This window comes from Desulfosporosinus sp. FKA (assembly GCF_002196785.1).
GTDB lineage: Bacteria > Bacillota > Desulfitobacteriia > Desulfitobacteriales > Desulfitobacteriaceae > Desulfosporosinus > Desulfosporosinus acididurans.
On sequence record NZ_NAHZ01000011.1, the window covers coordinates 12866 to 26855 of the forward strand.

At 41.0% G+C, this 13990-nt stretch carries 15 protein-coding genes; 2 read left to right on the top strand and 13 right to left on the bottom strand.

Annotated elements, in window-relative coordinates; all coding sequences use genetic code 11:
* Positions 1-95: 95 nt before the first annotated feature.
* On the bottom strand, positions 96-1259 hold the full coding sequence (gene iadA, locus B5771_RS01845) for a beta-aspartyl-peptidase (RefSeq protein ID WP_088185992.1): 1164 nt from the start codon (positions 1257-1259) through the stop codon (positions 96-98).
* Between the two features lie 188 nt (positions 1260-1447).
* Between iadA and B5771_RS01850 the strand changes: the two genes are divergently transcribed.
* Positions 1448-2989: a polysaccharide biosynthesis protein gene (locus tag B5771_RS01850; RefSeq protein ID WP_088185993.1), complete on the top strand. Its 1542-nt coding sequence runs from the start codon at positions 1448-1450 to the stop codon at positions 2987-2989.
* Between the two features lie 380 nt (positions 2990-3369).
* Complete coding sequence (locus B5771_RS01860) at positions 3370-3591, top strand: alpha/beta-type small acid-soluble spore protein (RefSeq protein ID WP_047808207.1); 222 nt, start codon at positions 3370-3372, stop codon at positions 3589-3591.
* 43 nt (positions 3592-3634) lie between these two features.
* On the opposite strand, the gene surE is transcribed toward B5771_RS01860, so the two are convergent.
* The 12 genes from surE to B5771_RS01920 form a co-directional block, all read right to left on the bottom strand.
* Entirely contained in the window at positions 3635-4390 is a 756-nt protein-coding gene (gene surE / locus B5771_RS01865) for a 5'/3'-nucleotidase SurE (RefSeq protein ID WP_088185995.1), read from the bottom strand.
* A gap of 14 nt (positions 4391-4404) precedes the next feature.
* Positions 4405-4578, bottom strand: a complete 174-nt coding sequence (locus B5771_RS01870; RefSeq protein ID WP_088186042.1) for a YpmA family protein — start codon at positions 4576-4578, stop codon at positions 4405-4407.
* A gap of 38 nt (positions 4579-4616) precedes the next feature.
* Positions 4617-5189 carry a GTP cyclohydrolase I FolE gene (gene folE, locus B5771_RS01875; RefSeq protein WP_172408122.1) on the bottom strand — a complete coding sequence of 191 codons (573 nt, stop codon included), beginning with the start codon at positions 5187-5189 and terminating at the stop codon, positions 4617-4619.
* Between the two features lie 39 nt (positions 5190-5228).
* Complete coding sequence (locus B5771_RS01880) at positions 5229-5960, bottom strand: 7-carboxy-7-deazaguanine synthase QueE (protein ID WP_088185996.1); 732 nt, start codon at positions 5958-5960, stop codon at positions 5229-5231.
* Positions 5960-6517 (bottom strand): DUF366 family protein, encoded by a 558-nt coding sequence (locus tag B5771_RS01885; RefSeq protein WP_088185997.1) that lies wholly within the window; start codon positions 6515-6517, stop codon positions 5960-5962. Before B5771_RS01885 ends, B5771_RS01880 begins: the two co-directional genes overlap by 1 nt.
* 59 nt (positions 6518-6576) lie before the next feature.
* Positions 6577-7272, bottom strand: a complete 696-nt coding sequence (gene queC, locus B5771_RS01890; RefSeq protein ID WP_088185998.1) for a 7-cyano-7-deazaguanine synthase QueC — start codon at positions 7270-7272, stop codon at positions 6577-6579.
* A gap of 3 nt (positions 7273-7275) precedes the next feature.
* Positions 7276-7653, bottom strand: coding sequence for a 6-carboxytetrahydropterin synthase QueD (queD, locus tag B5771_RS01895; protein ID WP_088185999.1), 378 nt, complete (start codon positions 7651-7653; stop codon positions 7276-7278).
* Between the two features lie 99 nt (positions 7654-7752).
* On the bottom strand, positions 7753-8919 hold the full coding sequence (locus B5771_RS01900; RefSeq protein ID WP_088186000.1) for a tetratricopeptide repeat protein: 1167 nt from the start codon (positions 8917-8919) through the stop codon (positions 7753-7755).
* A 416-nt stretch (positions 8920-9335) separates the two neighbouring features.
* A complete protein-coding gene (locus tag B5771_RS01905) occupies positions 9336-9785 on the bottom strand; it encodes a Fur family transcriptional regulator (protein WP_088186001.1) in 450 nt (149 codons plus the stop codon).
* A gap of 71 nt (positions 9786-9856) precedes the next feature.
* Positions 9857-11131, bottom strand: coding sequence for a class I SAM-dependent rRNA methyltransferase (locus B5771_RS01910; protein ID WP_088186002.1), 1275 nt, complete (start codon positions 11129-11131; stop codon positions 9857-9859).
* A 227-nt stretch (positions 11132-11358) separates the two neighbouring features.
* Complete coding sequence (locus B5771_RS01915) at positions 11359-11598, bottom strand: YkuS family protein (protein ID WP_047808214.1); 240 nt, start codon at positions 11596-11598, stop codon at positions 11359-11361.
* 71 nt (positions 11599-11669) lie between these two features.
* Positions 11670-13967 carry a M28 family metallopeptidase gene (locus tag B5771_RS01920; protein ID WP_242966697.1) on the bottom strand — a complete coding sequence of 766 codons (2298 nt, stop codon included), beginning with the start codon at positions 13965-13967 and terminating at the stop codon, positions 11670-11672.
* Positions 13968-13990 lie beyond the last annotated feature (23 nt).

Genomic DNA, 13990 nt, shown 5'->3' on the forward strand with positions numbered 1-13990 from the left:
ACTTGCAACAGTAATTGGGAGCTTTCATTAAAGTCTGAAGATAATAGTTTTGATTAGTTTATTGAGCCGAGCAGATCAAGTATTCTCATTATAAATTATTTCTTTTCGTAAGTACCCCTTATGAGGGGTGTTTTATTCCTCACCATATAGTTTCCTTTGGCCCAGACATCTCGAACCTGTAAAGACTCATCGAGAACTACCAGGTCAGCATCGTAACCCACTCGTATCATGCCTTTATTTTTAAGAGACAGGACTCCGGCCACATTAGATGTTATGGTACTCAACGCCTTTTCTAAGGCTACTCCATGGTGATGAACAGCTTCTCTGACATCACGCCATAAAACTTCGACAGAGCCAACACCCATGCCAACTAAAACGCCCTCTTCGTTATATTGGGGCATACTTCCATTTCCATCCGAAGTTACAGTAATTCGTTTATTAAGAAGATTGCGTTGGTCTAACATTGAAAGGACGGCCGGTACCTGAAGTTCCGCGGAAAAATCGTCACACCCTGCCGTTAAATCAATGTGTCCTCCTGCTTGCAAGAACTGAATTCCCTGTTCTAACAAGGAATGTGTCCGATTAATATGTGTGGGCATAAATTGAGTAATAGGAATCTCAGTTTGTTCAAGAATCTTCCATATATAATCGAGCCCACGCTTACCCTCCCCAAGATGGAGATGAACAACACCTGCTTTGCTCCCGAGCATTCCGCCGACTCGGGCTTCTGAAGCTAAACGTTCAAGCTCGGCAATTTGAGGTTGAGCAGAACGGTGATCTGAAATTGCGATTTCTCCTGCACCGATTACTTTTTCAATTAGGGCCAAGTCTTGCTGCAGGGTTGGCAAAAGAGTCCTTACTGGTACTTGATAGGCCCCGCTGTAGATAAAGGTGCTTATTCCCTCATCTTCAAGGGCATGAGCTTTCGTAAGAAGTTCAGAAATTGAGCGAGAAACCGAATCTGTCCCTAAGCAGCCGACAACGGTGGTTGTTCCGCTTAAAGTGAGCTGAGAAAGTTGAATTTCTGGAGTTCTGGAAGCCGGACCCGCTTCCCCGCCGCCGCCGCAGATATGTACATGAGCATCTATAAAACCGGGAGTCAAGATCATACCCTGAAGATCAATCTCTTCTCCCTCGACAAAGTCAGGCAGGTGTAGATTCTTCCCGATTACTGCAATGCTTGAACCAACAATGAGGACATCTGTTTCCTCAATATAGTTCGGACTATATATCTTTGCGTTCTTGAGCAGTTGCCACATTATGATTCCCCCCTTGAGGTAGAATGCCCCATTTCAAGAACCATATTCCTCCATGGAAAACTTTTCTCTATTCAACATTAAAATCCTTTTGTTTTTCGCAGCTCGGTGAAAAATTTCTTAAGCATTTCCTTATTTCCCTGCGCATATGGTTAGAAGTAACGATATTGCCATATTTGTGGAGGAAAGAGATGCCAAGAAGGACCTTTGTCTACGGCGCAACAATTCTCTTAGGCGCTAATTTATTGAACCGTGTATTAGGCTTTACTTATCAATATTTAATCATGGCCCATATAGGTGGAGAAGCCTACGGACTCTTTAATATGGTCTTTCCCCTATACATGCTGGCCCTAGTTTTTACGACTGCAGGAATCCCCCTTGCCATTGCCAAAATGGTTGCCGAAGAGGTTTCCTTAGGAAGAGGTTATCAAGCTCGTTCCATCCTTCGCCTTGCCTTTTGGCTTCTTACAGTGTCGGGGGCCTTAGTTTCATCAGGCCTCTATTTCCTGACACCCTACATCGCCCACAGGCTTTTTCCCGACCCCAGAGTCCTGACGATTTTTCAGATTTGTACGCCTGCTATCTTCATAGTCTCTATCTCCTCAGTCTTTCGAGGATATTTTCAAGGCTTACAAAATATGGTCCCTACAGCAGTAAGCCAAATTTGTGAGCAAATCGTCCGCGTTGTTGTAGGCTACACAACAGCCATTTACCTTCTCAAAACCGGTGTTGAATGGGCCGCGGCGGGATTAGCCTTCGGAATGCTGGCCGGTGAAGCAGTCGGCCTTTTGGTAATTATCATCCATTACCAAAGGTCTCGAATACCCTTAGAAAAAGATCCGGCCTCCCATACTTCTTCGAGCAATATTTTACGGCAATTATGGCATCTTGCTTCTCCTGTAACCGTCGGAAGATTATTTTCTACCGGATTGTCTGCTTTAGACGCTATGCTTATCCCCCAACGTCTGCACGCTGCAGGTTACAGTGCGCGGGAAGCAACTACTTTGTTCGGGCAATTAGGGGGATCTGCCTTTACCTTACTTACCTTTCCCAGTGTCTTTACCTTTGCCTTAGCCACATCACTAGTTCCATCTATTTCTGAAGCAGCAGCTCAACATCAGTTTCATATCGTCCGTGCTCGAAGCGTTGAAGCAATACGTTTAACGATCTTGATTGGTATTCCCTGTCTGATCACTCTCTTCTATTTTTCACGTCCGCTAACCATTTTTTTTAAAAGTCCTGAAATCTCACCAATTTTACGAATCTTAGCTTTAGGTGGTATTTTTTCATATATTCAACAAACAACAACAGGAATTCTGCAAGGGCTGGGAAAAGTTCAGCTTCCGGTTCTTCATTCTATTATAGCAGCCATGCTGCGGATCCCCATTTTGATCTACCTTACCGGTCTTCCCCAATGGGGTCTTAGGGGAACTGCCTGGGCTTATGTGATTGGTTTTATTATAATGGCTGCCTTGAACCTTCTAGCTATCACACGAAGCAGCGGCATGCCTATTGACCTTCAGCGGTTTCTCCTCCAACCCTTTAGCGGAGGTATCGCCATGATTCTTGCTTTTAGCCTCTTAGACCCAATCATAGGCGGACATTTAGTGGGATATAGCTTGGAATTTTCCTGCGGAGTTTTGCTTTACGGCACAGTGCTAGTCTTCAATGGCGGCATTACTTTCTCAGATTTAAGACGGCTGCCTTGGCTCGGAAAATTTTTAAAACCTTAAAAGAATTATCTCCACCAACGTCTAAACTGTCCCCCCCATTGCCAATAGGATAACAAAATCAGCACGCCAATAAAAAGAATAATCAGAAACTTATATATAAAGTAGACTTTTATTATTTTTAATATCACGACTAAAGCCCCTAAGAAAATAGGGATAACTAATAGTTTAACTATTGAACTTGAACGCTTTTTATTTCTGAAACTCGGAAATGATAAAAGCAAAGAAAAAACAATAACGTATACTATAAAAGATGCAAATATCATGAAACTTCCTTCCTTAACAAAAAGAAATAAGATATCCATAATTTTAGTGCCATAAAGCTTTAAAAAATGTTAATACTATCATTGTACGGATAAAGATAAGAGGGAGGAGATTTATATATGAGTCGTCGAAATAGAAACGCCGGTATTTTACCACAGCCGGTTTTAGAACAATTCAAATGGGAAGTCGCTGAAGAATTAGGTCTTAGTTCTAAGATCCAAACTCAGGGCTGGGAAAACATGACCTCCCGTGAATGTGGACATGTTGGCGGCAGAATCGGCGGAAGTATGGTAAAAACAATGATCCGACGAGCAAAAGAATCTCTTAATACCCCCGTCTAAACCGTATTCGACGATAAAGGAGTACAGAAATTTCTGTACTCCTTTATTTTAACTTAGCCAGCTCTTCAGTCCAAAGCGACAAATTCGCATAATCCGTTAAGTTACTGTGAACCGGAGTCACAGAAACAAACCCCTCCTGAATTGCCCGCAAATCCGTATCGCTTTCATTATCTGGGGTCATAGTGCCACTTTGCCAATAATAAAGCCTTCCTCTGGGATCAGTTCGCTGTTCAAAAATATTTTCATAAACTGCCTTGCCTAATCTTGTTACTTTCAGTCCCCGCCACTCATTGCGGGGTTTTCCGGGAAGGTTCAAATTGATTAATCCCTTATAATCCAACTTGCGAAAAAGCTTCAAATTCTCAGCGACATAGGCTGCAGCAGGTTCAAACTCCTGATATTCAAAGCTGGCTAAAGACACAGCAATAGAGGGAACACCCAATAAAACTCCTTCCATCGCTGCTGAAACCGTTCCAGAATAAAAAATATCCGTCCCTAAATTAGGACCTTGATTAATCCCTGAAATCAAAAGATCAGGTTTAGGAACAAGTTCACCTTGAATTGCAAGTTTTACACAATCGGAAGGAGTTCCGCTTATGGCAAATCCATTTAAGGATTCCTTCAACAAATGTTCGGTTACAAATAAAGGATTAAATAACGTAATGGAGTGGCCTGTTGCTGAGCGCTGACCTTCTGGGGCTACAATGCTGACATCATATCCGGTATTGCTAAGAACCTTGTAAAGCGTTTGAATTCCTGGAGCAAAATAGCCGTCATCATTGGTCAATAAAATATGCATATTTTTCCTCCTATTTACTCTACTTCATAAATCGACACAACCATTTTATCCTCTTTTTTCGTTAACCCAAACATTAGTCGATAATCTTTTAAGTTTTTATTGAGAAAATCTACCACTTTATAAAGTTCTCGATTAGGGCTAACTTTCTGTGTCGCAATAAGTTCGAGTTTTCCCGACCGTTCCGGCATAGGAGAAGTAGGTCTCTCATCCATAGGATACCTCTTTCTTAGATTTTATGACCTTGAATTAAGGAAAAAGCCTCCGATCTCGTTATAGGATTCGTTTTAAAAATTCCACGGACTGCAGAAGTGAGGGTTCTAGAACCTGCCTTTTTTACACCTCGCATGGTCATACACATATGCTCAGCTTCAATAACAACAAGCACTCCTAAAGGTGTAAGTTCAGCCATAATTGCATCAGCAATCTCAGATGTCAAGCGTTCCTGAAGCTGAGGTCTGCGGGCAAAGCCCTCCACTACACGGGCGAATTTCGATAAACCAGTGATTTTCCCCTTCCTGGGAATATAGGCGACATGGGCCTTACCATAAAAAGGAACAAGGTGATGTTCGCACATAGAATAGACTGGGATGTCCTTAACAATCACCATTTCTTCATGTTCCTCGGAAAACTGTACTTTTAAATGTCTACTGGGGTCTTCATGCAGACCTGCAAATACCTCTGCATACATCCTGGCAACACGTTTTGGTGTGTCCTGAAGTCCCTCTCTTTTAGGATCCTCCCCTATTGCTTCTAAAATCATATAGACAGCCTGCTCAATTTTTTCCAAATCCATCCCCATAATCATTTCTCCTTTACACGATGATCCCTCACCAGTTTTCTATAACTGCCCCATAAAGACATGTGTTTGAGGAATAACTCGGACATTCATAAGCTTTTCCAGAAAGAACCGCTGCCAATCTAAAAGTTGGCCGGGCTTGGGCCTCTCACAACCGTTGACTTTGGTAACAGGCTGCAAAATAGTTAGCAATGACGGGTTAATGCCTGAAATTAAATCCCGAGCCTTTTGAAGATCGTCTAATTTGCTTTCCTCAGTCACAACAATTTTGATAAATACTTCTTTAGCAAGACTTTTACGCAGAAAGTCTTCGTGAACATCCCAAAAGATCTCTTCTCCGAAAGGTAACTTGATATCCATACTGATAATATCAATAAGTGACAATATTTTGAGAAGTTGGGACGGGAGTGTTCCATTCGTTTCCAGATAAATTGGAAGATTCTTCTTCTTGATTAAGGGTAGAAACGACGAAAGTTCATCAGCCCAAAGAAGAGGTTCTCCGCCAGTGATGCTTAGGGAGTGATGGAGAGAAAAATCGTAAGACTGAAGCAACTCCACTAGTTCGAAAATATCAATAGGATTTTCGAATTCCTGAAAACTTCGCGAACCTGGGTTGATTTCCATGCGAAATTGTTTCGGAACTATAGTCTCTGTATCACAATATGGACATTTTAAATTGCAGCGAGGAAACCTTAAGAAAATTTGACGTGTGCCGACGTACGGGCCTTCCCCTTGAATCGATGAAAAAATTTCAGTTACCGGTAACTTAATCATCACATAACCCCGCGAACTTTACAACGAGCATGGCGCATCGACAAGACCTCGGCACAATAACGTTTGGCAACGTTCTCTCCGAATTCCAAAACATTACAGACTTGAAGATCATTTAAGCCAGTCGTCGGAATAGGAGTATTATGGCTGGAAACGTTTAAGCCGCAGTGGATAAGCGTGGAGACAGGCGAAAGAGTTGCAATACTTACAGAAAGCTTTCGGTCTCCATCATAAAGGTCATCTCCAGTTCGTCTCAGAGAGGATACTCCTAATTTTTCCAGTTCTTCTTTAATAGTTGCTATTAGCAAGCGCTGCCGAACAATCGTCTTCTCTAAATCCATTTCAAAATGTTCAACGATAAAATGCAGCATGTCCTCACTATAGATCCAATCCTGTGCTGCCACATCTTCCATGTCCACCATCTCATTTTGTTCAACGCGGCATGCTCCTCGAAACACACACATACTATCCCCCATTAAACCAAAGTTTTTGTAGGTAAACAGGGATTGAAGCTGACTCCCATCATAGTTGAGAGGATTTTGACAAATATGATATTTCAAGACTATTCCCTCTTTTCGCGGCCTTTGAGTCTTTTAACATTCAAATGTTTAAGATACTATTAAGGAGTGTCGAACAGTTCACTTACCAAAGCTTCAGCCTTATTTGCGATTAACGCTCGTTTCATTCTCAAACAACTCTCGCAATGTCCACAAGGGCGCTGCCCATTTTCATAACAGCTCCACACCTTTTCAAATGGAATATTGAGTCTTAAGCCTTCTCGGACGATTTCAGATTTTGATAACGCTGCAGTAGGGCTATCAACCGTTACCGTATTTTGAGTCGAGTATTTGAAGCAATCATTCATTGCGGTCATGAATTCTAAAGAATTATCCGGAAATGTTGCGGCCTCTTCCCGATTGAAGCCCGTAATCAGAGTTACCGCTTCACCCATATTTTCGGCATATACAGCGGCAATGTTCATAAACAAGCCATTGCGATTAGGCACCCAAACCTGATGAGCGCTTTCAAGAGCTTCTTCTTCAATATTATCAAGTTGTTTAAACTCTAATTGAGGTAAATCTGTTGAACGATTAACCAGGGCAGTACGAGTCTGCTCTTGAAGAAAAGGCAAAGCAATAATCGTATGGCGGATATTAAAATGGTCGGCAATCTGACGAGATGCAGATATTTCCTTCTCCTTTGCCCGTTGACCATAATCAAAGGTTATAGCTAAATCTAAGGTTGTTTTCTCGAGAAATAGGGCCATAGCCACGGTTGAATCTAAACCGCCTGATAGTAAAACGATACCGGCCAAAAGTCAGTCCTCCTTATAAATTGCCCAGGCATCTGGAGCTTCGAAAACTTTCACCCATACTAAGCGATTTTCACCTAATACTAAATTCTGCTTAAATTCACAGAATAAAAATTGGGCTATAAGCTCTGCTGTAGGGTTGACTCCTGCGGGTCCAAACGCCGGCAAATCATTGAGCAGGCTGTGATCTAACAAATCAAGAGTCTTTCTAATCGCCTGTTTTACTTCACTAAAATCCACCAGCATTCCCAAATTATCTAATTGTTCACCTTCAATACAAACGACAACATTCCAACGATGCCCATGCAAATTGGAACACTTGCCCTTGTAATTACGGATAAAATGAGCGGCATCAAAATGCGCCTGAACACATACCTGATACATAGTTAACTCCTTATTTGAGATATTACTATTTATATTAACATTTTTAGATACAAAATAAAAATGAAATTTAAGCAAAAGAAGAAGGGTTTTCCCTTCTTCTTAAGCTAATTTCAGTGCTTTATTATAGCAATCAATGGCTGTATCATACTGATTCATTTGATCGTAGACATTTCCCAGCAAAGCCCATCCCGCTGAATGATTGGGGTCTATTTCTATAAGTTTATTTAGAGATTCTATACACTCCTGCCAATTACCTTTACGAGTAAGACATACACTAAGGTTATAAAGAATCAACGGGTGATCGGGGCTTAGCTCTAAAGCCTTTTTATAGTATTCCACCGCCCTTCTTGATCTTCCTTGATGAACAAGGGTAAAGGCGAGGTTGTTCAGTAGAATTGGATCTTGGGGATAAATCTTTATAGCCCGATCCAAGAGGTTTAATGCTTCCTGTGTTCGTCCCTGATTTTGATAGACTGCGGCAAGATTACTTAAAGAATCGTAATGTTCCGGCTCATATTTAAGGGTGAATTTGTAGTATTGGATTCCCTTTTTTATTTGTCCGATTTGAATATAACAATAGGCTAATCTTGCCGCTAAATCAGGCGTTCCGCCATAACGAAGGGCCCGATCAAAACTAAAGCAGGCATCGGCCAATTGCTCCAACTTCAAGTGCATTTCTCCCTTTTCTTCCCAATATCGTGATTCGCGCGGTGATAGTTGACAACACCCTTGAAAACAGCGCAAGGCTTCTTGATATTCTTCATGATAAGCATAAATAATCCCTAGTCGATAATAGGTTTCCGCATTTTTAGGTTCTGCTCGACAGGAATTGTCAAGAGCCTTAACTCCCTCCTGCCAATTTCCTTGTTCCAAATGACAATCTGCAAGAATCCCCCAGAACTTGGAACTTTGCGGTTTTAATTTAAGCGCATCTTCAATCATAGTTTTCGCTTGCAGAATGAGGCCTTGTCCAAGATAACATTGCGCTAAGAGACCACATATCATCCCCGATTCGTCATTGCCCTTTCGTTCCAGAATTTCTAAATAATCCCTTGCTTCTTGAAATGCCTGAACTTCAATTAAATGTTCAACTTCATTTAGCCGAAGTTTACCTTTGCTTTGCTTCAATAAATCTACCCATTCCTGGATAGCTAAATCCGTTTTTCCCAGCCAAAAGTGCCATTTTGCTTGCAAAGAATTCCACAGATATGTTTTCTTAAGAGACGGCCTTTTTTGTTTGACGTTTGAGGCCAAAGGTACACCCATTGTCTCAGCCCCTTTTTTACTTATTTTTCCATTATTTCATTCTCCTTTTTTTCTTTTAATCCTTCTGGGACACTCGGGAATCGAACGCCAAAAGCCTTGGATATACGCGATTATTCATTAAACTTAGGCTGCTTTTCCTTTACTCTCGTCAGATTATTATAATTACTACTTAATTTATGTCATAATAAGTTTTTATTCCTATAAATCAGCTGTGAACTCGTTCAGCTAAAGCTGAACATCGGGGCTTAACTGGCTAAATAGTTTAACAGTGTCCTCGATATTTCATTCTGACAGCAAAAAACTCAGCTAAATTGCCGAGTTTTTGTAAACAGAGGTTTTATTTCTTTAATGTTCCATCAAGAAAGAAGATTTGACCTATAATGACTTCTTAAGGCGAATTAAGGTAAAGAGGCGCATTACTGCGCCCCTTCACATTTAGAACAATAGCCATAAAATTTCAAATCGTGGTCGGAAACTTTAAAATGATTTCGTTTCATAATGACGGCTTCTAAGGACTCTAATAAATCATCATCAAATTCCGAAACATTTCCACAGCGTAAACAGATAAGGTGATGGTGGTGATGATGTTCGTCCTTACGACTAAATTCATAACGAGTGCGGCCATCTCCAAAATCGTTCTTAATAAGAACTCCAATTTCCGCCAATATATCTAAAGTTCGATAAACGGTAGCAAGACCTATCTCTGGGTTTTCATTTTTAACGAGCATATATACTTCTTCGGCACTTAAATGCCGATCCACATGCTCCACAAACATGTGGAGAATCGTCTGTCTTTGAGGAGTTACTTTATAGGAGTGATTACGCAGCAAGTTGCAGATATTGTCAAACGTTCTAAAGTTCTCCATCAATGCCCCTCCTCCATATATTTCCTATTATAAGACATTATTTTCACTTTGCAAAGTGATTTTAAGAAATATTAACGATTAAAGACTTCATAAATCGCGAACTTTAGATAGTCTGTTTCTTCACTTCCTAAAAGAACTGGATGATCTTTACCGGCACGACGGAATTCTACTAGGCGCAAGACTTTATGAGCATCTGCTGCAGCGTCTTGCAGCATTTTTTGAAATCGTGCTGAACTTAAATGGTATGAGCATGATGCTGTTATTAAAACACCACCATCTCGAACTAACTTCATCCCTTGAAGATTTATTTCCTTATAGCCTCGCAGCGCTCCTTCCAGAACCTGACGACTTTTAGCAAAGGCCGGAGGATCTAAAATGACTACGTCCCAAGTCTTCTTCTCGTTTACTTGGTTTCTTAAAAAATCAAAAGCATTTTCCGCAACAAATTGAGTACGATGCAGAAATCCATTAAGCAATGCATTTCTCTTAGCCATTTCAATAGCTTTCTCTGAGATATCAACACAAGTAACCTTTTTAGCCCCATACAGACACGCGTGCAGCATAAACGATCCTGTATGGGAAAAGCAATCTAAGACCTCAGCACCATCCCAAAACGGATTTTTAATTTCTTTTCCCTTTTTATCTTGAGGACGTCCTTCAGGATCCTGGTAAATCCCATGACTCGCTCCCCATCCAGTCATAATGGGCTTTAAGGAAGCACGATTTTCACGTTGATCAAAGAAATACCCAGTCTTCTGTCCTTCAGCTACATCGACCATGATCTTTAACTCATTTTCCTGGAGGGTTATTTGGGTATCAAAAGGAGTATCCACGAAGCCGACTCTCTCTTCCAGACCTTCCAAGCGCCGAACAGAAACATCGCTTCGTTCATAAATTCCTCGTGGATTGAAGATTTTTTTTAAAGCCTGAAATATCCACTGTCGTCGGACTTCCATGCCAAGGGCAAGAATTTGAACCACAAGAACGTCTTCATATTTATCAATAATCAGGCCTGGCAAGAAATCCGCTTCACCGTGGACAACCCGACAGGAGGTTATATTAGATAATAACCATTGTCGCCGCTTCCAAGCACTTTGAATTTTGTTTAAAAAAAACTCTTCATCAATAGAGTTTTCCGAATAGGATATCACTCGCAGAATCAGCTGCGATACAGGGTTATAAAATCCTTGGGCCAAGAAATGTCCATCGTGATTTAAAATATGTACAATATCTCCTCCTGAGGGATTCCCTTCGATTCTGCCAATTTCTCCGGGATAGATCCAGGGATGCCCCTGTTCAAGCCTCCTTTTGCGATTTCTTATAAGAAACACTCTTGGTATAGACATAACAGATCCTCGCTTTCAAAAACGTAAAGATTCATATCTTTAAAATATACCGTGAAATCAAAGGAAAGGAAAGCTTTCATTTCCCTTTTCTTTCATAGTTACATCCATACAATCGTTTCTACCATCTCATATAGGAATATCCTAGAGGGATAGCGGATAGGCGATATGCTAAAAAACCATCCTTTTTCGGATGGTTTAAGAAGTGGGAGTGGTTCGAGTTCATTCTATTAGGAAAAACGATCCCTAAGAACCTCAACGACTTCTTCTGCACTACGACCGGAGGCATTAATAACTGGCAGCTTGACCGGCCAATCCGCCGATAAATTATGAGTTCCATCACCCTTAACGACAACTGCCCGAATATTATACAATGCCTTTCCTTCTAAAGGAGCGGTCTTAAATCCTGAAGCATGTAATGCTTGTACGACATTGCTGAGTCCATCTTCTACTGCTATCATTTTATACATTTATTTCACCCTCTCCTTGAAGTATACTTAGTTTCCCACCAATAAATCATCTTATCCAGAGAGAAATTTCCTTAAAAAGAATAGTTTTCTTTAAATAAGCGCAGATAGTCTATCGATAATTGCTTGTTATGTATTTGCAGCTGAGGCTCCGAACAAGGAAATATTCCTTCGATTGAACATGTTAGCAATCCCTGAGTTTCTACGCTTAAATGAATGGTGTTCTTCTGAGGCGGGGTTCTTTGTAAGAGCAGCGAATACTTGCCCGTTGGCTGCCGAAATCCTATTAATTGTATTTGTTTAGGCAGTTTGGTCATTGGAAGGAACTCATCCGTTTTAGCTTCAAAAGGATGATCACTTTCCAATTCTAGTTGAACCAAATAGGGTTCTTGAAGATAATTCAATTTTATGGTTAGATCCAAAAGTCTTTGAGCATTTAAACTTTTCTCCTCAACTGTCGTCGTCACACTTAAAGGAGCTTTCTCATTCACTAGAGGTACCTCGACGCTTTTTCCTTCTTTGACGCCTAAATCCTTCACTAATTGACTCGGTAAACGTTCATCCGAATAAATATGAATTTTCCCCTCCTGGTTCCCGATCCATTCTTCTTGAACTGTAACTTGCTGTGGGTACTTCGCGTTGAAGGAGGGTACCAAACCCAAACAGAGTACCAGCAGACCAAGCCCAATCAAGGCCGGCATTTTTACATAGACCAAAATTTTTTTGGCAAGGGCGGATCTCTTCAGGGCGACATGACAGCAGGCAAGCAAAAAGGGAACTAAAAGTAAGGCATACGTCACGAGGAAAATGACAGGGTATTTATGGATGGCTTCATTAAAACTCAACCATTGTTCAGAAGTCAAAAGCTCATAATGGATTGAATATAAGAAATAAGGACCTATTAGCACGAACACGATATTAGGAAAAAAGAACTGAATATCTAGACAAAAGAGCCAGAAAACAAAAGGAAAGGCAAGATCAATGCGTATAAGAGCTAAGCTTAGACTCACAATCAAGAGCGGAAGTCCGGCAGCTAACCAGTAGAGATTCGCATCCCGGGTCATCGGCAGCTTTTTTAACCAACCGGCAAGAAGTATAATAAGACCAACAGAAATCCCCACACGGGCGATAAGGTATACTTCAGGATGAGCATAATAAACCTTTTGAGTATGTTTTAAGCTTTGCCAGAGGAGTTCTCCAATTCCACCAGTTCCTATAATAATTATACTCAGCAAGGTAATAATGCCAGTACTTACAAAGACATCCTTCCAGGGTATTTTATCTCTACGTTTTTTCAGGTAATTGAAGTAGATAATAACTGTTAAAAGCAAAATGAGAATAATAAGTCCTCTCAGGGCAAAACTAGGCAGTACAAAAACATTTCCGCCAATCTGAAACGAAAGATACAACTCATCCCAGTTCTGGGATCCAAGTCTGTCTAGTTTTACGTTATTCACTAATAAATGAACAAGATTACCAACGTTTTGCAAAGTTTCCAAGGATACATGGTCCAACTGATCTTCTGGTCTATGAAAATATCCTTCCGGCCTCCCGTAAATCCCTAAGCCCAAGGCAGGAATCCCCTGATCTAGAAAAGAGCTAAAATCACTTGAACCGCCCTGCGAATTATCCCGAGTCATAACGGTAAAATCTCGGCTGAGATGAAAAGGAATATGGCTCTCTTTAGCCAAAGCCGAAACTTGTTTAAGCAGATCCGGCGGGGCAGATTTATTGCCTGCAACATCAATTTCCAGAGGAGTTCCGACCATATCAACATTGATCATCCATTGTACAGCTGATAAATCGGCTTGTGAGATATAATAGTTTGAACCGACTAGTCCATTTTCTTCAGCTCCGAAGAAAACCAATTGATAAGTTTTTTCATGAGGTTCCTTGCTTAAGACTCGTGCAAGTTCAAGCAATACTCCTACCCCTGAACCATTATCTACAGCTCCAGGTACATTCATTGCTGCCGTATCATAATGGGCACCGAGTACAACAGTATCTGGAAGCGTTCCAGGCAGCTCAGCGATGATATTTTGGCTATTTATCAATTCAACACGTTTTTGAGGATCATTGAGGGATGGATTGCGAAGGATCACTTTACTAAATGGCTGTTCACGAACTTTCCAGCCATTTCGACTTAAAACATAAGCAATATACTGGGCTGCCTTTAGCTCTCCTTTGCTCCCGGCCGGGCGAGGACCAATCTTATCTGTAAGGTATTTTACATGGTCGAAGGCTAAGGCCGCAGAGAAATTTAAACCTGATCCCTGGGCAGGCAGTACAGCTTGGGCCTTGCTGTTCATATATCCGAGAATTACTAAAACGCTAAAAATAATCGATATAAAAATAGTCCAACGAGTTTTCATCACCCTCATAACCCCATGCCCTT

Bases quoted from the DNA above. Each gene is read 5' to 3' on its own strand.
- iadA (WP_088185992.1), bottom strand. From the start codon at position 1,259: ATGTGGCAACTGCTCAAGAACGCAAAGATATATAGTCCGAACTATATT.
- B5771_RS01850 (WP_088185993.1), top strand. From the start codon at position 1,448: ATGCCAAGAAGGACCTTTGTCTACGGCGCAACAATTCTCTTAGGCGCT.
- B5771_RS01860 (WP_047808207.1), top strand. From the start codon at position 3,370: ATGAGTCGTCGAAATAGAAACGCCGGTATTTTACCACAGCCGGTTTTA.
- surE (WP_088185995.1), bottom strand. From the start codon at position 4,390: ATGCATATTTTATTGACCAATGATGACGGCTATTTTGCTCCAGGAATT.
- B5771_RS01870 (WP_088186042.1), bottom strand. From the start codon at position 4,578: ATGCCGGAACGGTCGGGAAAACTCGAACTTATTGCGACACAGAAAGTT.
- folE (WP_172408122.1), bottom strand. From the start codon at position 5,189: ATGGGGATGGATTTGGAAAAAATTGAGCAGGCTGTCTATATGATTTTA.
- B5771_RS01880 (WP_088185996.1), bottom strand. From the start codon at position 5,960: ATGATTAAGTTACCGGTAACTGAAATTTTTTCATCGATTCAAGGGGAA.
- queD (WP_088185999.1), bottom strand. From the start codon at position 7,653: ATGTATCAGGTATGTGTTCAGGCGCATTTTGATGCCGCTCATTTTATC.
- B5771_RS01900 (WP_088186000.1), bottom strand. From the start codon at position 8,919: ATGGGTGTACCTTTGGCCTCAAACGTCAAACAAAAAAGGCCGTCTCTT.
- B5771_RS01905 (WP_088186001.1), bottom strand. From the start codon at position 9,785: ATGGAGAACTTTAGAACGTTTGACAATATCTGCAACTTGCTGCGTAAT.
- B5771_RS01910 (WP_088186002.1), bottom strand. From the start codon at position 11,131: ATGTCTATACCAAGAGTGTTTCTTATAAGAAATCGCAAAAGGAGGCTT.
- B5771_RS01915 (WP_047808214.1), bottom strand. From the start codon at position 11,598: ATGTATAAAATGATAGCAGTAGAAGATGGACTCAGCAATGTCGTACAA.
- B5771_RS01920 (WP_242966697.1), bottom strand. From the start codon at position 13,967: ATGAAAACTCGTTGGACTATTTTTATATCGATTATTTTTAGCGTTTTA.